Origin of the sequence: Streptomyces sp. KL116D, from assembly GCF_030766975.1 — a bacterium.
In the GTDB taxonomy this organism is placed as follows: domain Bacteria; phylum Actinomycetota; class Actinomycetes; order Streptomycetales; family Streptomycetaceae; genus Streptomyces; species Streptomyces longispororuber_A.
Window position 1 is genome coordinate 60,094 of the sequence record NZ_JASERH010000154.1, and the last position, 16,360, is coordinate 76,453.

At 73.4% G+C, this 16,360-nt stretch carries 18 protein-coding genes and 5 pseudogenes; 18 read left to right on the top strand and 5 right to left on the bottom strand.

All coding sequences use genetic code 11. From position 1 onward, the window contains the following. Positions 1-59 precede the first annotated feature (59 nt). The 17 genes and pseudogenes from RBJ77_RS61265 to RBJ77_RS61345 all read left to right on the top strand — a co-directional run. Positions 60-434: pseudogene (locus RBJ77_RS61265) on the top strand (condensation domain-containing protein); the annotation flags it as partial. Between the two features lie 54 nt (positions 435-488). Then, a pseudogene (locus tag RBJ77_RS61270) lies at positions 489-881 on the top strand (AMP-binding protein); the annotation flags it as partial. A gap of 56 nt (positions 882-937) precedes the next feature. Beyond that, a complete protein-coding gene (locus tag RBJ77_RS61275) occupies positions 938-1,279 on the top strand; it encodes an AMP-binding protein (protein ID WP_372352833.1) in 342 nt (113 codons plus the stop codon). Next, positions 1,246-1,380 carry a hypothetical protein gene (locus tag RBJ77_RS61280; protein WP_372352815.1) on the top strand — a complete coding sequence of 45 codons (135 nt, stop codon included), beginning with the start codon at positions 1,246-1,248 and terminating at the stop codon, positions 1,378-1,380. Before RBJ77_RS61275 ends, RBJ77_RS61280 begins: the two co-directional genes overlap by 34 nt. Continuing rightward, a complete protein-coding gene (locus RBJ77_RS61285) occupies positions 1,370-1,549 on the top strand; it encodes a hypothetical protein (RefSeq protein WP_372352816.1) in 180 nt (59 codons plus the stop codon). The genes RBJ77_RS61280 and RBJ77_RS61285 overlap by 11 nt, the downstream gene beginning before the upstream one ends. A 71-nt stretch (positions 1,550-1,620) precedes the next feature. After that, positions 1,621-2,367 (top strand): non-ribosomal peptide synthetase, encoded by a 747-nt coding sequence (locus tag RBJ77_RS61290; RefSeq protein ID WP_372352817.1) that lies wholly within the window; start codon positions 1,621-1,623, stop codon positions 2,365-2,367. Further along, on the top strand, positions 2,367-2,885 hold the full coding sequence (locus RBJ77_RS61295; RefSeq protein ID WP_372352818.1) for a condensation domain-containing protein: 519 nt from the start codon (positions 2,367-2,369) through the stop codon (positions 2,883-2,885). Before RBJ77_RS61290 ends, RBJ77_RS61295 begins: the two co-directional genes overlap by 1 nt. Continuing rightward, a pseudogene (locus RBJ77_RS61300) lies at positions 2,846-2,977 on the top strand (hypothetical protein); the annotation flags it as partial. The gene RBJ77_RS61295 and the pseudogene RBJ77_RS61300, both read left to right, overlap by 40 nt. A gap of 70 nt (positions 2,978-3,047) precedes the next feature. Beyond that, positions 3,048-3,401: pseudogene (locus RBJ77_RS61305) on the top strand (condensation domain-containing protein); the annotation flags it as partial. A gap of 73 nt (positions 3,402-3,474) precedes the next feature. Beyond that, positions 3,475-3,795 (top strand): hypothetical protein, encoded by a 321-nt coding sequence (locus RBJ77_RS61310; RefSeq protein ID WP_372352842.1) that lies wholly within the window; start codon positions 3,475-3,477, stop codon positions 3,793-3,795. Then, positions 3,752-4,243: an acyl carrier protein gene (locus RBJ77_RS61315; RefSeq protein WP_372352819.1), complete on the top strand. Its 492-nt coding sequence runs from the start codon at positions 3,752-3,754 to the stop codon at positions 4,241-4,243. Before RBJ77_RS61310 ends, RBJ77_RS61315 begins: the two co-directional genes overlap by 44 nt. Before the next feature lie 33 nt (positions 4,244-4,276). Beyond that, positions 4,277-4,450, top strand: a pseudogene (locus RBJ77_RS61320) (thioesterase domain-containing protein); the annotation flags it as partial. Positions 4,451-4,682: 232 nt separating this feature from the next. Then, a complete protein-coding gene (locus tag RBJ77_RS61325; RefSeq protein ID WP_372352820.1) occupies positions 4,683-5,558 on the top strand; it encodes a hypothetical protein in 876 nt (291 codons plus the stop codon). After that, positions 5,555-6,691, top strand: a complete 1,137-nt coding sequence (locus RBJ77_RS61330) for a hypothetical protein (protein ID WP_372352821.1) — start codon at positions 5,555-5,557, stop codon at positions 6,689-6,691. The genes RBJ77_RS61325 and RBJ77_RS61330 overlap by 4 nt, the downstream gene beginning before the upstream one ends. 142 nt (positions 6,692-6,833) lie before the next feature. Further along, positions 6,834-6,995, top strand: coding sequence for a hypothetical protein (locus RBJ77_RS61335; protein WP_372352822.1), 162 nt, complete (start codon positions 6,834-6,836; stop codon positions 6,993-6,995). 42 nt (positions 6,996-7,037) lie between these two features. After that, complete coding sequence (locus tag RBJ77_RS61340) at positions 7,038-7,589, top strand: thioesterase domain-containing protein (protein ID WP_372352823.1); 552 nt, start codon at positions 7,038-7,040, stop codon at positions 7,587-7,589. A 994-nt stretch (positions 7,590-8,583) separates the two neighbouring features. Next, positions 8,584-11,094, top strand: coding sequence for a LuxR C-terminal-related transcriptional regulator (locus RBJ77_RS61345; RefSeq protein WP_372352824.1), 2,511 nt, complete (start codon positions 8,584-8,586; stop codon positions 11,092-11,094). Here RBJ77_RS61345 and RBJ77_RS61350 read toward each other — a convergent pair. The 4 genes from RBJ77_RS61350 to RBJ77_RS61365 are packed head-to-tail and all read right to left on the bottom strand — an operon-like array spanning position 11,077 to position 14,999. After that, positions 11,077-12,204 carry an acyl-CoA dehydrogenase family protein gene (locus tag RBJ77_RS61350; RefSeq protein ID WP_372352825.1) on the bottom strand — a complete coding sequence of 376 codons (1,128 nt, stop codon included), beginning with the start codon at positions 12,202-12,204 and terminating at the stop codon, positions 11,077-11,079. The two genes, RBJ77_RS61345 and RBJ77_RS61350, sit on opposite strands and share 18 nt — an antisense overlap. Beyond that, positions 12,201-13,775, bottom strand: a complete 1,575-nt coding sequence (locus tag RBJ77_RS61355; RefSeq protein ID WP_372352826.1) for an amino acid adenylation domain-containing protein — start codon at positions 13,773-13,775, stop codon at positions 12,201-12,203. Before RBJ77_RS61355 ends, RBJ77_RS61350 begins: the two co-directional genes overlap by 4 nt. Before the next feature lie 12 nt (positions 13,776-13,787). Then, the gene (locus RBJ77_RS61360) at positions 13,788-14,039 is read right to left on the bottom strand and encodes a phosphopantetheine-binding protein (protein WP_372352827.1); all 252 of its coding nucleotides are present in this window, start codon (positions 14,037-14,039) and stop codon (positions 13,788-13,790) included. Between the two features lie 12 nt (positions 14,040-14,051). After that, a complete protein-coding gene (locus tag RBJ77_RS61365) occupies positions 14,052-14,999 on the bottom strand; it encodes a chlorinating enzyme (protein WP_255967975.1) in 948 nt (315 codons plus the stop codon). A gap of 152 nt (positions 15,000-15,151) precedes the next feature. Here RBJ77_RS61365 and RBJ77_RS61370 point away from each other — a divergent pair, with 152 nt between their 5' ends. After that, positions 15,152-15,745, top strand: coding sequence for a helix-turn-helix domain-containing protein (locus tag RBJ77_RS61370; RefSeq protein ID WP_372352828.1), 594 nt, complete (start codon positions 15,152-15,154; stop codon positions 15,743-15,745). An 11-nt stretch (positions 15,746-15,756) separates the two neighbouring features. Here RBJ77_RS61370 and RBJ77_RS61375 read toward each other — a convergent pair. After that, positions 15,757-16,360: RNA-guided endonuclease TnpB family protein (locus RBJ77_RS61375; protein ID WP_372352829.1), on the bottom strand; the 604-nt coding region annotated here is incomplete at its 5' end.

A 16,360-nucleotide genomic window follows, 5' to 3' on the forward strand; every position in this document is an offset into this window, starting at 1 on the left:
CTACACCGGCGCCAAGGACGTGGCCGTCGGCTCGGTGTTCGCCGGCGCGCGACCACCCCGACATCGAGCGGCTCATCGGCTTCTTCGCCAACACGCTGGTGCTGCGCACCGACACCGGCGGCGACCCGGCCTTCAGCGAGCTGATCGCCCGGACCCGGGAGACCGTCCTCGGCGCCCACCTCCACCAGGGCCTCGGCTTCGACCGGCTCGTCCGGGAGCTGCGCCCCGAGCGGGACACCAGCCGCAATCCGCTCTTCCAGGTCTCCTTCACCCTGCAGAACGCGACGGCGGGCAGCGGCGAGGCGGGCGGCCTGCGGGTCGTCGCCGAGCCGGTCGGGCAGGGCACCGCCCGGTTCGACCTCGCCGTGCAGGTCACCGAGGTCCCCGGCGAGGGCCTCGACCTCTGGGCCGAGTACGCCACCGACCTCTTCTGACGCGGACCGGATCGAGCGGCTCCTCGCGCAGTACGCCGCCGTGCTCGACCAGGTGTGCGCCAACCCCACCGTGCCGCTGTCCGGCCTCGATCTGCTCGGCTCCGAGCGGCGGGCCTCGCGCTGCGCCACAGCACCGGGCCCGACGCGCCCGGTGCGCGCGGCCGGCTGCTCCACCAGCTCTTCGAGGAGCGGGCCGCCGCCGACCCCGACGCCCCTGCCTGCCTGTTCCAGGGCACCACCGTCTCGTACGGCGAACTGAACGCCCGCGCCGACCGGCTGGCCCGGCGGCTGCGGCGGCGCACCGAGACGGGCGAGATCGTCGGCGTGCTGCTGCCGCGCGGCCCCGAACTGCCCACGGCGCTGCTCGCGGTGCTCAAGGCGGGCGCGGCGTACCTGCCGATGGACCCCGGCTATCCGGCGGACCGGATCGCGTGGATGCTCGACGACGCGGGCTGCCGGACCGTGGTGACCGTGGGCGACGTCGCCGGGCTGCTGCCCGAGGGGTGTCGCCGGTCCTGCTGGACGCGCCCGACACCGAGGAGAGCGACGACGGCGACGACGGTTCCGCGCGGGTCGTCGACCCCGCCTCCGCGGCCTACGTCATCTACACCTCGGGTTCCACCGGCCGCCCCAAGGGCGTGGTGGTGGAGCACCGTCAGGTCGTCGAGTTCGTGCTCACCATCGTCGGGACCTTCCGGCTCGCGCCCGGCGACCGCGTCCTCCAGTTCGCCAACCCGGCCTTCGACGTCAGCGTCTTCGACTTCTTCTCGGCGCTCACCAGCGGCGCGGCGCTCGTCCAGGCGCCGGTCGAGTGCTGCACGACTTCGACGGGCTCGCCGAACTGATGCGCTCCACGGCGGTCACGGTGACCGACCTGCCCCCGGCGATCCTCGGCGAGCTCGACGCGGACGCCTTCCGCTCTGCGGGCCCTGTTCGTGGGTCTTGAGCCCTACCCGGGTGACCTGGTCAACCGGTGGAACGTGCCGGGCCGCGAGTTCCACAACGCCTACGGGCCCACCGAGGCGACCGTCGCCTGCATCGACCACCTCGTCCCCGGCCCGCTGGACGGCCCGCCGCCCATCGGCCTGCCGCCGCTGGCCGGCTACCGGGCGTAGCGTCGTGGACGAGCGCGGCGACCTCGCGCCCGACGGGGTCCCCGGCGAGCTGGCACATCGGCGGGACCGGTGTGGCCCGCGGCTATCTCGGCCGTCCGGGGCTGACCGCGGAGAAGTTCCTGCCCGACCCCTTCGGCCCGCCGGGCAGCCGGGTCTACCGCACCGGTGACCTGGCGATCCGCCGCCCCGACGGCGTCCTCACCTTCCACGGCCGGGTGGACCGGCAGCTGAAGGTACGCGGCCTGCGCGTCGAACCGGGCGAGATCGAGGCGGTGCTCACCGACCGGCCGGGGATCCGGCAGGCCCTGGTGACGCTGCGGGACGGCGCCCTCGTCGCGCACCTCGTGACGGACGACGGCGCCGCGCCCGACACCGCGGCGCTGCGCGCGGAGCTCTCCGCGCTGCTGCCCGCCGGTCTGGTCCCCGCCGCGTTCGTCGCCGTCGACTCCTTCCCGCTGAACGCCAACGGCAAGATCGACCACGCCAGGCTGCCCGATCCGGACCGCCCGGCCGCGTCCGAAGCGCACCGAGCCGCGCACGCCGACGGAGCGCAGGCTCGCCGAGATCTGGGGCGAGGTCCTGGGCAGCACGGACCTCGGCGTGCACGACGACTTCTTCTCGCTGGGCGGCGAAACTCGCTGCGGATCACCCAGATCACGTCGCGGGTGCGCGACGCCTTCGGGATCAGCCTGGAGCTGCGCGCCTTCTTCCGCGCCTCGACCATCGCCGGTCTCGCCGAGCTCATCGAGGCCGAGGAACTGGCCGCGGCCGACGACGACCTGCTGGCCGAGCTGCTCGACGACCTGGAGGACGCCTGATGGACACCGCTCTGCGCGAGCGCCTGGCCGGGCTGTCCCCGAGCGGCGCGCCGAGTTGCTCGCCCGCCTCCGCGCCAAGGAGGCGGTGCGCGGGCGCGGCGAGCTGCCCGGCCCGATCGCGCCGCTGCCGCCGGGCACCGCGGCTGTCGTACGCCCAGCAACGCATGTGGTTCCTCGACCAGTTGATGGACCATCAGGCGATCTACCACACGCCCGTGGTGCTGCGGCTGCGCGGCCCGCTGGACGTGGCCGCCCTCGGCCGGGCCGTCACCGGGCTCGCGGGGAGGCACGCGGTGCTGCGCACCCGGTTCGCCCCGGACCGGCAGATCGTCGAGGAGCCGCCCGCGTCCGTGCCGCTCCCGCTGGAGGACCTGCCGGGGCTCGACGCGGACGGGCGGGAGCGGGCGGTGCGCGAGCACGTCGCGCGGGCGGCCCGGAGCCGTTCGACCTCGCCGCGGCCGCCCCGCTGCGGGCGCGGCTGTGGCGGTTCGCCCCCGACGACCACGTGTTCGCCCTGATCCTGCACCACGCCGTCGTGGACGACTGGTCGATCCCGCTGCTCGTCGGCGAACTCAGCCGGGACTACCTGGCCGGGCTCAACGGGACGGACCTGCCCCGTCGGCCCCGGGCGTGCGAGTACACGGACTACGCCGCCTGGCAACGCGACCGGATCGCGGACCGTGGGCGAGCGGCAGGCGGAGTACTGGTCGCGGCAGCTGGCGGGAGCCGTCCACGACGGTGCTGCCCGCCGACCGGCCGCGGCCGCGCAAACCCACCTGGGCCGGCGAGACGATCACCGGGTGGCGCTGCCGCCCCGGCTGGCCCAGGCCCTGACGGCGGCGCACGAGGGCCCCCTGCTCACCGTGCTCAACACCGCGCTGAACGCGGTGCTGAGCCGCTGGGCCGAGAGCACCGACATCACCGTCGGCACCGTCTTCGCCGGCCGGGTCCGGCCCGAACTGGAACCGCTGATCGGCTTCTTCCCCAACACGCTCGTGCTGCGCACCAGCACCGCGGGCGACCCGTCGCTGAGCACGCTGCTCGATCGCACCGCCGAGGTCGTGACGGACGCCCACCGCCACCAGGAGCTGCCGTCTCGACCAGGTCGTGGCCCGGCAGCGGCCCACGCGGTCCGGCGCCCGCAACCCGCTGTTCCAGGTCGCGCTGGTGACCAGCGAGTCCCGCGTCGAGGGGTTCACGCTCGGCGACCTGCGCGTGGAGTCGTGCGACGTGTCGCTCGGCACGTCGCGCTTCGACCTCACGCTGAGCGCCGCCCGCACCTCCACGCACGCGCTGGAGCTGACCGCCGAGTATCTCGACCGAACTGTTCGACCGGTCCCGCGTCGAGTGTCTGCTGGCCGATCTGCGGACCGTGCTGGAGACCATGGTCACGGCGCCCGGCACCCCGCTGAGCGCGCCTCGCGCTGAACGGGCCCGTCCCCGGCGTCCGCCCACCGCGGCGCCGGACGACACGGAGCGGCTCCCCGCGCCGGCGCCCGGATCCTGGTCCGCGCTGGGGCAGCTGATCACCGGGCTGTGGCGCGCGGCGCTCGACGTGCCGGAGGCCAGGGGGGACGACGACCTCTTCACCCTCGGCGGCGGCTCGCTCCAGGCCGCGGCGCTCGTCGTGGAGATCCGGGAGCGGACCGGAATCGCCCTGGACCTCGGCGAGTTCCTCCACCGGCCCACCCTGACCGCCCTGGTGACCGCGGCCGACGACGCGCTGGCCGCGAAGCGTCCCGACCGGCCGGCGGCCGACGCCGAGCCCGCGGACCTCGTGGTGCCGCGCTGCTGCCCGGCGACCCCGGACAGGCCCCGGTCTTCCTCTTCCAGCGCGAGCAGCGGCTCGTCGCGCGTACGCCGCGCTCCGCCGTGAACTGCCGGCCGGCATCCGTACTACGGGATCTCCCTGCCGGGCCTGGACGAGGGCGAACTCCCGGCGTCCATCGGAGAGATGGCCGGGGCGTACGCCGACGCCGTGCTCCGGGTGGCGCCCGAGGGGCCGTACCGGCTCGTCGGCTGGTCGGTCGGCGGCGGCCTCGCACGCGCGACCGCGGTGCGGCTGCGCCGCGCGGCGCCGGGTCACCCTGCTCGCGATGCTGGACGCAGCGGCCGCCCATGCTGGACGAGGCACCGGACGCGGCGCTGCTGCGCGCCATGTTCGCCGAGAGCCTCGCGCGCTGACGGCCGGGTCGACCCGCCAACGCCGGCGCCGTGGAGGAGCTGGCCGCGCTGGACGAGTCGGAACAGGCCGACCGGGTCATCGACGCGCGCTCGTCGAGTCGGGTCTGGTGCCGCCCGGCTCCGCCGACCTGATGCGACGCCGCATGGAGGTCTTCCGCGCGATCATCTCGACGGCCGCGGTGCGGCGTCCCGAGCAGTACGACGGGCGGATCGACCTGCTGCTCGCGAGGACTCCCGCGTCCACCGCCGACGACTGGGCGGCCTGGACCAGCGAGTGCGGTGATCATGCGCCGGGTGCCCGGCGACCACTACGGAATGATGCGCCCTCCGCGAGGTCGCGGAGTTGGGCAGGACGCTCGGCGCGCTGCTCGTCACCAGGGGTCGATGTGACCATGACGAACCTGCCCGTGGCCGGCGTGCCCGACACCCGGCCGACCCCCGCGCAAAGCGCCTTCCGCGAGAGGTGCGCGCGCTGCTGCGCTCCGACCGCGTCCAGGAGGAGGTCGGCCGATCCGGCGGCTGCCGCCCGGCGAGGAGCCGGGGCTGCTGGAGACCTACCGGCTGCTCGGCGAGCGCGGCTGGCTCGCGCCGAGCTGGCCCAGCGGTACGGCGGCGCCGGGCTCGGCCACTACGAGTCCGCCGTGGTCACCGAGGGGATGATCCTCGCCGGGGTGCCGGACGACGCGCACGTGCTGAGCGTCGACATCGTGGGACGCTTCGTCCTCGACACGCGGCACCGACGCCCAACGCGCCGCGCTGCTCCGGCGGTGGCGCGCGGCGAACAGATCGCCACCGTACTGTTCGTCCGAGCCGCAGGCCGGGTCGACCTCAGCCGGATGACCACGCGGGCCGAGCCCGACGGCGACGGCGCCTGGCGGCTGTACGGCACCAAGGTGTTCAACCAGAAGTCCGGGTTCGCCGACACGGCGCTGTGCGCGGCGATCACCGTACCCGGCACCATGCCCGGCATCGGGCTCTTCCTGCTCCCGCTGCGCTCCCCGGCGTGACGATCCGTACGCTGCCGAACCTCACCGACGACGCCTTCTGCGAGATCTCCGTCGACGGCGTCCGGCTGACCCGCGACGACGTGCTCGGCGAGGTGGACGACGGCTGGCGGATGATCAGCGAACTGCTCGTCCTCGAGCGGACCGGCATCGACTTCCACGCCAAGATCCGGCACTGGCTCGACTCGGTGGCCGACGCGGTCCCCGACGCCCTGCGGGACCGGTACACCGAGCTCGACGCGCGGCTGACGGCCGGACACGCCCTCGCCTGGCGGATGGTGGCAGGACTCGACGCGGCCGGGCCGATCCGGTGCTGGCCGCCATGTCCAAGTGGTACGTCACCGAGCAGGCGCGCGAAGTGGCCCGGTTCTAGCCTCGAACTGCGCGGCAGGGACGGCCTGTTGACCAACCAGGACCGACGCGCCGGACCTCGGCCGCGTCGCGCGGGCGCTGCGCTACGCCCCGACGCTCACCCTCGCCTCGGGCACGTCCGAGGTGATGCTGCGCACCATCGCGACCTCGCACCTGGAGTTGCTGTGACGACCACGCTGACCGCTGCCGACCCGCTGAGCGACGTCTCCGCGCCCGAGCTGCGCCCGTGCTGCGCCGGCTCGGCGAACGCCCGCTGTCCGCCGAGGCGCGTCCGCCCAGAGGCGCCGTGTAGGGCCGCGCTGGCCCAGGCGGGCGCGCTGCACGACCCGCGGGACTCCTGCCCGTCGCCGAACTGCTGGGCGAGACCCTCTACCGCGGGCTACCTCGACACGGTGGCGGCCGTCGAGGCGCTCGCCGCGCTCCCCGCGCGGCCGCCGCGCGCACGGCGGAACTGCTCGACGCGCTGCGGGCGGGCGAGCTCGCGGCGGCGCTTCGGCCGGGCCCGACCGGCGCTTCGTGCGCTGCGCGGACCGGGCCAGGCCGACCTGCTGCTCACCGTGGACGGCGCCGCGTTCGGCGTCGCGTCGAGCTCGACTCGGCCGGAGCGTCCGGCTGACCGAGCGCGCCAGAGCCTCGGCGGCGAGCGGGCTCTTCACCGTCGAGGTGGCCGCCGGCAGTGCCGCTCGTGCTGTCCGGACGGCTCGCCGACCCCGCGCCCTGACCGACCGGATCCGCTCGGTCAGGCCGCCTGCCTGGCGGTCTGAGCCGCGCCTGGACCTCGCCACCGCGCACGCCCGCCGCTTAGGACCGCGTCTCGGCTTAAGCCGCTCGGCGCGCACCGAGTCCGCCTTCCGGCTCGCGGCGCTGGCACCGCCCGGCTCGAAGCCGTCCGCAGTCTGATCCACTGTGCGGACGGCCGCGCACGCGCTGCGCCTGGCCCGTGAACTCGCCGTGGACACCGCGACGGAGACGCTCCAGCTGCACGGCGCGTCGCGGGCTGCTCGACGAGGACGACGCACAGCTCTTCTACCGCCGTGCGTCCTCACCGAGTCCGCCCTGCGCCGATGACCGCGCCCACCCTGCCCACCGCGCCCCGGTCGAACGCGACCTGTGGATCCGGCAGTTCAGGCCCGCGCTGCCACGGGCGCCACGACTGCTGCACGTGCCGCACGCGGGCGGTTCGGCCGGCGACTACCTCCCCTTCTCCCAAGCCCTGGCACCGGAGGTGAGCGATCCTGGCCGTGCAGTACCCCGGCCGCGGGACCGGCGCGAGGAGCCGGCGGCCCGGTCCATCGCGCCGCTCGCCGACGCGCTCTTCCGTCTGCTGGACCCCGACACCACGCCCTCGCGCTGTTCGGCCACAGCATGGGCGCCGTCGTCGCCTACGAGCTGGCCCGCCGCCTGGAGGCCGACGGCCGCCCCGCGGCCCTGCTCGTGGCGCTCCGCCCGGCGCGGCCCGTTCCTGCCGCCAGGACCGGCGCTTCCACCACCTCGGCGACGACGCGGTCCTCGCCGAGGTGGCTTGCACCTGAACGCGCGGCGGACGGCCTTCCGCCGGAGCATCCGGGCCTCCTCAGGCTGGCGCTGCCCGCCCTCCGCGCCGACTTCGAGGCGAGTGGAGACCTATCGCGCCGCCCGGTCGCTCGCTCACCTGCCCGGTGATCGCCATGACCGGTGCCGGGGACCCGCGCGTGCCCCCGTCCGAGGCCGGTGCGTGGTCCGCGGTCACACCACCGCGCCCGCCGCCCACTGTCCGTGCCGGCCGGGCGGCCGCTCACCTCCTCGCCCGGGTCCACCGAGATCGCCGGCGAGCTCCGGCAGGCTCGCGCGGAGCCGAAGAGTACGCGTGATCTTGGGCGCGGAGCGGCCTTCCCGCTAATTGACCTGCGCCCAAACGCGGCTTCCGCGGAATTTCGGGCCGCGTTCGGCTCTCCTGCCGGGCCGGCCCGCGTCGCCTATGGCAACTTCAAGCCCTTCTTGAGCGCCTGCGAATAGGATTTCGCTCAATCGGCTCGACGGGCAGATCGACAGCCCTTGCCTGCAGTTGCCACCAGCCAAAGGTCATGTAGGGAGATGAGTGTGTCTACCGACAGTTCCGAGCGCCATGTCGTTGTGATCAACGAAGAGGAGCGGTGACTCGATCTGGCCCGACGGAAAAGAGATTCCGGCCGGCTGGCGTGCCGTGCTCGAGCCGACCGCCAGCGACGCAGTGCCTAGGAATACATCGAGGCGCACTGGACCGATAGCCGCGGCCGCTGAGTCTGCGCCGCGCGATGGCGGGCGAGAGCCGGCCGTCGCGAGCGCGCGCGGCTCCAGGAAGGATCGCCGTTCATGGAACGTGACGCACTCCACGGCCGGATTTCCGACCGGCCGGTCCGACGAAAGCGGATACGGGCCGGCCGTCTATTCGACCCGCAGAGTACGACTCCGCCGTCGTGGAGATTCTGGGACAGCCCTGGATCGGAAGACCCGGTTGCTGCACCGGATACTCGACGACGCCAGAAAGCAGGGCTGGTCCGTCGCGCACGCCGCGGCGGGCCCGCCGCCGGCGCCGCGCCCTATCAGTTGTTCTCCGACGCGTTCGACGAGATTTTCGCCGACCGGGCCGGCACGGTTCTGCGGAACCTGCCGATCGCCTGCCGGCAGGTGCTCGGCGGTGTTCCCCGCCCTGGACCTGACGGCCGGGCCCGCAGCCGCGCCCGGCCCGGTCGCGCCCGGCCCGATGGGATCGGCGCTGCGTCAGCGCGTGCGCGCGGGCTCACCGAGTCGAGCGGTCTGGCGCTCGCCCTGGACGACGTCCACTGGGCGGACCGGCCTCGCTCGACCTGCTGGAGAGCTCGTGCGCAGGCCGCCGACGCCCGCCTCGTCATCGTGGTCGCCCATCGCGACCGCCAGTCCCCGCTGCGCCTGCGCGGACTCTGGCGTCCGTGCCGGGCACGCACCGGATCGAACTCGGCCCCTGCCCGAGCCGGAGCTCGACGCGCTCCTGCCCGAGGGGACGGCCAGGCCGCTGCGCAGGGCCCTGACCGGCCGGGCGGGCGGCAACCCGGGGCTGCTCCTCGCCCTGGCGGCGGCGCCCCGCGCCTACGGCGGGACCGCGCCCGACGCCCCCGGACTCACCCCCTTCACCCGCTACCTGGAGGAGTTCCGCGCCGTGACGGGCGACGGCTGGCTCGTCGCGCAGTCCGCGGCGGTCCTCGGTGACGCGTTCACCCTCCAGGAGCTGCGGTCCCTCACCGAACTGCCCGCCGAGCGCCTCTCCGACGCCGTCGCCGAACTGCTGCGCGAGGACATCGTCAGGCCCGGCGAACTCGCCGACCAGTACCGGTTCCGGCACTCCCTGCTGCGGGCCACCGCCTACCACTCCACGAGTGAGCGGTGGCGGCTCGCCGCGCACACCGCGGCGACCGGGCTCCTCCCGCTGCCCGCCCCGTGCGCCCACGCCGAGGCAGCACCCGGACCGCACCGGACGCCGGTCGCCGACCGCGTCCGCTCGGGCCTGCTGCCACGACCGGCCGACCACCCCTGCGCGCCCGGGGACGGCACCCTCCTCTACGCGCAGCGGGTGCGCACCGGCAAGGCCCTGGTCGTCGCCGGACGGCCCAGCGAGGCCCTCGACGTCCTCGACCGGACCGCGTCGCCCGGCGCCGAAGTCCCGCTCGTCCTGCGGGCGGAGGCCGCCGAGTGGCGGGCCCGCGCCCAGCGCCTGCTGGGCCGCTACGCCCTGGCCGAGTCGCTGCTGGACGCGGTGCGGCCGGACGTCTCCGGCGAACCCGAGGCACTCGCCCTGATCGACCTGGCGCGGCTCGCGGCGGCGCTGGAGCGCGGCACCCCGCTGCCCGGCGGCGCCCCGCCCGCGGCGCACTGGGCCACCGACCGGTCCGACCCGCTGACCCGGGCGTACGCAGGGGCGCTGCTCGGTGCCCAGGACGTGGACGCGGGCCGCACCGCGCAGGCGACCGCCCGGCTCGACGGCGTGGCGGCCCTGCTCGACGGGCTCGACGACACCGTGCTCGTCGGCCGGCTCGACCCGCTGTACTGGCTGGCCAGGTCCCTGGCCCGGCTGGAGCAGGACGCGGCGGCCGCACGGCACTTCGAGCGGGGTCTCGGCATCGCCGCGGCCCACGAACTCGACCACCTGGTACCGCAGTTCGCGACCGGTCTCGCCGAGGTCAGGCTGCGGCTCGGGCGCGTCGACCTGGCGATCGAGTCGGGGCACCGGGCGATGCGCGCGGCGGACCGGATCGGCAGCGACTGCCTGCTGGCCGAAGCGGGGGCCGGGCTCGCCCGGGCCGCGTGGATCGGCGGCGACCGGGCGGCGGCCCTGCGCACGGCGCGGGAGGCGGCCCGGCGGGCGGAGGCGTGGCGCGAGCCGTGGGCGGACCGCGTGCGGCTGTCGCTGCTGGAGACGACCTTCGACACGGGCGACCAGGAGCTGTGCAGGGAACTCCTGTCGACCGGGACCGTGCGGCGTGCCGCCTCGTTCCCCGTCGTCTCGATGGTGCCCGCCGTCGCCGAGGTCCTCGCCCGTCTCGAAGGGGAACGGCGCGGTTCGGCGACCGAGGCGGGGCGGTGGGCGACGGTGGCCGAAGAGGCCGCGGGCCGGCTGCGGTTGCCGGGTGCGACGGGTCTGGCGCTGCTGGCGCGGGCCCACCACCACCGGGTCACCGATCCGCTCAGGGCCGCCGTCTTCGCGTCCAGCGCGGTCGTCACGCTGACCCGGGCCGGCCGGCCGCTCGACGTGGTCCGCGCCCATCTGGCCGTCGCGGCGGCCTGGGCGGGCATCGACTCCGCGGTGGCCCGCCGCCAGCTCGACGAGGCGCAGGACCTGCTGCGCGACCGTGGGGCCCACGGCTACCTGGACCACACCGACGACCTGGCCACGAGCGCGCCGGCCCAGTCGGCCGACGCCCGTCTCGCCCGGCTGAGCAGCCGGGAGCGGGAGATCTCGGTGCTGGTCAGCGACGGCTGCACCAATCAGCAGATCGCCCGCGCGCTGCGGCTCAGCCACAAGACCGTCGAGACCCACCTCGGCCGGATCTTCAAGAAGCTCGACGTCGGTTCGCGGGCCCAGGTCGCCACCTCGATCGGCCGGGCGGCCCGGTTCACCGACGCCCGGTTCGCCGACCGGCCGACGCCGGTCGGCGCCTCAGATCAGCTCGCGTAGCAGCTCACTGGCACCGGCCGCGATCGTGCCCGCCGAGGCATCGCGGTAGAGCCGGGCCGCCGTGGACTCGTCCAGGCACCCTTGCGCCCCGTGGAATTGGAGACAGACGTGAGCAGCCCGCACCGCGAGTTCGGTCGCCTTGAGCTTGAGCACGGTCGCCGTGCGGCTGTCCAGTTCGCCGCGGCTGTGCAACAGGGCCGCGTGACGGCCGTACTGGGTGACCAGTTCGTGGTCGGCCGTGAGCTCGGCGAACGCGTGGCGCACGACCTGGTGCCCGTACAGCGGGGTGTCCTTGACCCGGCGGCGGCGGATGTGACCGTTCAGCAGGTCGAGACAGTGGGCGACGCCGCCGACCGCGAGGAGCCCGGCGACCAGCCGCTCGAAGTCCAGGCCGCGGATCACGTGCATCAGCGCGTGGTCCTTGCGGCCGAGCACCCGGTCGTCGGGGACGGCGACGTCGTCGAGGACGACCGTGCAGATGTCGGCGGAACGCCAGCCCAGCATCCGCTGTGCGGTGCGCCGCACCCCCGGGGTGTCGGCGTCGATCAGCAGCAGGCTCGCGCCGGTCAGGCCCCGGCGGGGTGCCGCGGCCTCCTCCCGGGTGCGCACGAGCGCGACGAAGAACGACGCCTGCGAGCCGTTGGCGACGTACAGCTTCTCGCCGTCGACCAGCAGACCGCCGCCGTCACGGGGGCGGGCCCGGGTGCTGAGCCTGCTGAGGTCCGAGCCGGCGTCCGCCTCGGTGATGGCGAGCGCGGCGACGCGTTCGCCCCGGCGGGCCGGCTCCAGGTACGCCTCCTTCTGCTCGGGCGTGCCGAACAGGTCGAGGTACGAGGTGGCCATGTAGGCGTGCACGCCGATGCCGGCACGGACGCCCGCGTAGCCGGTGCGGCCCAGCTCCTCCAGGAGGATCGCGCTGTCGAGGAACGCCTCACCGTGGTGACCGAGGGCGAGCAGCCCCTCGGCCGCGAGGGCCTTCCACACGGCGGGATCGGGCCGGCCCTGTTCCTCCCACCGGTCGGCGTGCGGGAGGACCGTCTCCGCCAGCACGTCGCGCACCCGCGTACGGAACTCCGCGTGCTCCGGCGTCTCCCAGGAGGCGCCGCTCACTGCGCACCCCCTACGGCGTACTCCGTCACCAGAGCCTGCCGGTCCACCTTGCCGGTTCCGGACAGAGGGAGGGAGTCCCGCAGATGGATCGCCGTCGGCACCATGTAACCCGGCAGGTGCACGCCCAGGAACTCCGTGATCTCCTGCGCCGTGCACCGGTCGTCGCGCGGGACCGCGAACGCGATCAGTGTCTTCTCCCCCGCGCCGTTCTCGCCGACCGCCACGTGACTGAACCGCACTCCGGGGTGCCGGTCGAGGTGGTGGGCGACCTCGCTGAGTTCGATCCGGAATCCGTTGATCTTCACCTGGTCGTCAAGGCGGCCCTCGAAAACGACCTCGCCGTCCGCGCGCAGCCGCCCGCGGTCGCCGGTCCGGTACAGCCGTTCGCGGACCCCGTCGATCTCGCGCTCCACGAAGTGCCCGCGGGCCGCGTCGCGCGCGTCGAGGTAACCGGGCGAAAGGCCGGGACCTGCCAGGCAGATCTCGCCGACCCGGCCGGGCGGGCACAGGATGTCGCCGTCGACCACGTACAGCCGGGTGTTCTGCAGGGGGAGCCCGATCGGGAGGTCGGCGACGGACTCCGGCAGCCCGTCCAGGTCGAGCGGGGAGTAGGTGGCGAACGTCGTGCACTCGGTCGGGCCGTACACGTTGACGACCTTGCCGGGGCCGTAGCGGGCCACGGCCTTGCGCAGGTGCCGCATCGAGTGCAACTCGCCGCCGGTCAGGACGGTTTCGACCTGGTCGAGGGCGGCGGGCCCCTCGTCCACCACGGTGTTGAACAGCGCCGTGGTCAGGAAGACCACGGTGACGCCGTGCGCGGCGACGGTCCGCTTGAGCTCGGACAGCCGGATCCACGGCGACGGGTAGAGCACGCACGTCCCGCCGTGCAGCAGCGCGCCCCAGATCTCGAACGTCGCCGCGTCGAAGTAGACGGGCGCGAGCTGGAGGATCCTGGTGCGTTCGCCGAGCCGGGCGTACCGGGCGTCGAAGACCAGGCGGGCGATGCTGCGGTGCCGGATCGGCACGCCTTTGGGCCGGCCGGTGGAGCCGGAGGTGAAGTTGACATAGGCGAGGTCGTCAGGACCCGTCCGCAGCGCCGGGTCCGCCTCGACGGGCGGGACGTCCGGCGACAGGACGTCGAGTCCGGGGAACCGGCCGGCGACCGCCTCCGGTGCGTCGGTGACGAGGTGCGCGGCACCGGTCTGCGCGAGGACCGACCGGATGCGCTCGGCCGGCCAGCCGAGGTCCACCGGGACGTAGTGGCCGCCGCACTTGAGCACGCCGAGGATCGCGGCGATCAGCTCGGGCGAGCGCCCCACCCCGATCACGACGGCGGCCCCCGGGGCGACGCCGCGGCGCCGCAACTCCGCGGCGACCCCGTTGGCCGCCCGGTTCAGGTCGCGGTAGGTGATCACCCGGTCCCGGTGGACGAGCGCGGTCGCTTCCGGCAGGCGGGCGGCGACCGCCTCGAACAGCTCCTTGACGCCCCGGTCGTCGGGGTAGGGCACGGCGGTGCGGTTGATCCGCCGGTGCACGGCGAGCGCCACGTCGCCGCCGGTCAGCCTGTCCATGCCGAACTCCTGTCAGTCCAGGACCCGGGACCGGTCCCGGCTCGCCTGGATCGTCGCGGCGATCTCCTGGACCGTGCTGCGCTCGAAGAGGTCGTCGGGCATCAGGCTGTCCTCGCCGAACCGCTCCTCGGCCTTGGCGATGAGGCGGACCGCGGTCAGCGAGTTGCCGCCGCCGGCGAAGAAGTCGTCGCCGGGTGCCTCCACCAGCAGCCCCAGTTCGCGGCAGGTGTCCACGACCCAGGACTCGATCTCTGTGCTGGCCATCGAGTTGGCCTCCTATCGCGTGACGAAGGGACGACCGGTGACGGTCCGGTCGACGAAGCGGTTGTGTCCGTAGCCGTCCTTGCCGGCGACCAGGACGTTGCCGAACTTGTCGAGGCTGGCCTCGCCGCCGAACTCCACCAGCGCGTCGGAGTACGGGTAGACGCGGACGGACGTCGGCAGGTAGCGGGCCGCGAAGCCGAGGCGCATCTGGTCGGTCAGGCCGTTGTGCGGGTGCGAGGCGTGCATGAGCGTCGACCAGAAGACGATGCACTGGCCCTTGCGCATCTCCATCGAGACGGCCTTGGACTCGTCCGGGCTCCAATTCGGGTCCTTCTGGAGCTGCCGGTAGTCATAGCCGAAGAAACCGCGCCTGACGCCGTCCTTCTCCTTCTTGTTGATGGAATCCGCGTCGTATTCCATCACCTTGGACTCGTCGTAGTTCATCGTCTTGTGCGAGCCCGGGATGAACTGCAGGCAGCCGTTCTCGACGGTGGCGTCGGTGAACGCGGTCCACACGGTGATGGTGCCGCCGAACTCCGCGTCCTCGGGCCACACGATCTGCGGGTACTTCGAGCCGGCCACGTTGGAGAAGTTGTCGGCCTGGTGCCAGTCGGTGCCCTCGTCGCCCGGGTACTTGGGGAAGAACTCGGTGCGCCAGCAGAGCGCGTCGGGCCCGACCAGGCTGGTCACCGGCCCCACGATGCTGGGCTGGGTGATGTGGTCGGCCAGGAAGTCGACGTCGAGGTGACGGTCGTAGTTGGCCAGGTTGGTGGTGCCGGAGACGGCACCGCTCTGCTGGTAGATCGACGTCTTCGTGTTGATCAGCTTGGGCCGCAGCGCCTTCAGGCTGCGGTCCATCTCCTCCGGCTCGTACACGTCGAACGGACCGATGAATCCATTCTCGTTGAACTGCTCGATCTGAGCGTCGGAAAGCGCGAAATCCGATATCTGCTGAGCCATGACCCACCTTTTAGTAGGAGGTTTCATCTCGCCTCAAACAGGTGAACACGCCGCTGAGTTCACTGTCAAGGAATGCCTCTCGTTCCGAATTCGGAACGCCCGGCGCAAGACATAGAGGTTCCTTTTTCGGAACGGAAAGGAATGTGGAGAAGATGACCAAACCATTCGCCGTGGAGGTCGGGCGGCGTGTCAGAACGCTGCGACGGCTGTACGGTCTGTCGCTGTCGGAACTGGCCCAGCGGGCGTCGATCGGCAAGGCGACGCTGTCCGGTCTGGAAACCGGCACCCGCAATCCGACCCTCGAGACCCTCTACGCGATATCCACCCAGCTCCGCATCCCGCTGGCCGTCCTGCTCGCCGATCCCGATCCGGCGGGGCGTCCGGAGGAGGTGCACGGCACCGCGGTCTCCGCCACGCTCCTGGAGACGTTCACCGACCACGAGGCCACCTCGGAGCTGTACCGGATCCGCATCCGCCCCGGCATCACCCAGGTCTCCCCGCCCCACCAGCGCGGCGTCACCGAGCACTTGACCGTCTTCTCGGGCAGCGCCCGGGTCGGCCCGGCCCGCAGGCCGGTCGTGGTCCCGGCCGGCGGGCACGCCCACTGGCCCGCCGACGTCCCGCACATCTACACCACCGCCAACGGCGACGAGGTACACGCCTCGCTCACCATCCGCCACCGTCTCTGCGAGGCAGCCGTGACCTTTCCCCGGGCCACCGGCCTCAGCAGGCAGGAGGTGTCGTGACACTCCCCCGCCTAACGGCGGGGGCTTCCCGGCTCGCGCCGGGAAGCTTCCTGTTTCATCGCCGACTGCCCGTCCGGAGAACTCCGTTGAGGTCTTACACCAGCTCCGCAGGCCGATACCGCCAGTCCGGCGGCCAAAAGGTTCTTCGCTGCGTTCACGTCCCTGTCGTGGGTCGTGCCGCAGTCGCACGTCCAGGTGCGGACGTGCAGCGGCATCCTCTCCTGGAGAGTGCCGCAGGTGGAGCACAGCTTGGAGGAGGGGAAGAACCGGTCGACCGCGATCACTTCCCGCCCGTACCAGTCCGCCTTGTACTCCAGCAGCCCCCGGAACTGCGACCACGCCGCATCACTGATGGCGCGGGCCAGACTCCGGTTCCTGACCATGTTCCGCACGGTCAGATCCTCGATCACGATCGTTTGGTTCTCACGAACGAGTCGGGTGGTCAGCTTGTGCAGCCCGTCACGGCGCCGGTCAGCGATGCGGGCGTAGATCTTGGCGACCTTCTGCCGGGCCTTGCGCCGGTTGGCACCGTCGCCCTTGGCCTTCTTCGCCAAACGGCGCTGAGCCAGCGCCAGGCGTGCCCGGTCACGGCGCTCGTGGCGGGGGTTGGCGATC

Excerpts from the sequence above, each read along its gene's own strand:
- RBJ77_RS61355 (WP_372352826.1), bottom strand. The coding sequence starts at position 13,775 with ATGGACAGGCTGACCGGCGGCGACGTGGCGCTCGCCGTGCACCGGCGG.
- RBJ77_RS61365 (WP_255967975.1), bottom strand. The coding sequence starts at position 14,999 with ATGGCTCAGCAGATATCGGATTTCGCGCTTTCCGACGCTCAGATCGAG.
- RBJ77_RS61370 (WP_372352828.1), top strand. The coding sequence starts at position 15,152 with ATGACCAAACCATTCGCCGTGGAGGTCGGGCGGCGTGTCAGAACGCTG.
- RBJ77_RS61315 (WP_372352819.1), top strand. The coding sequence starts at position 3,752 with ATGGTCACGGCGCCCGGCACCCCGCTGAGCGCGCCTCGCGCTGAACGG.
- RBJ77_RS61325 (WP_372352820.1), top strand. The coding sequence starts at position 4,683 with ATGCGACGCCGCATGGAGGTCTTCCGCGCGATCATCTCGACGGCCGCG.
- RBJ77_RS61295 (WP_372352818.1), top strand. The coding sequence starts at position 2,367 with ATGGACACCGCTCTGCGCGAGCGCCTGGCCGGGCTGTCCCCGAGCGGC.
- RBJ77_RS61360 (WP_372352827.1), bottom strand. The coding sequence starts at position 14,039 with ATGGCCAGCACAGAGATCGAGTCCTGGGTCGTGGACACCTGCCGCGAA.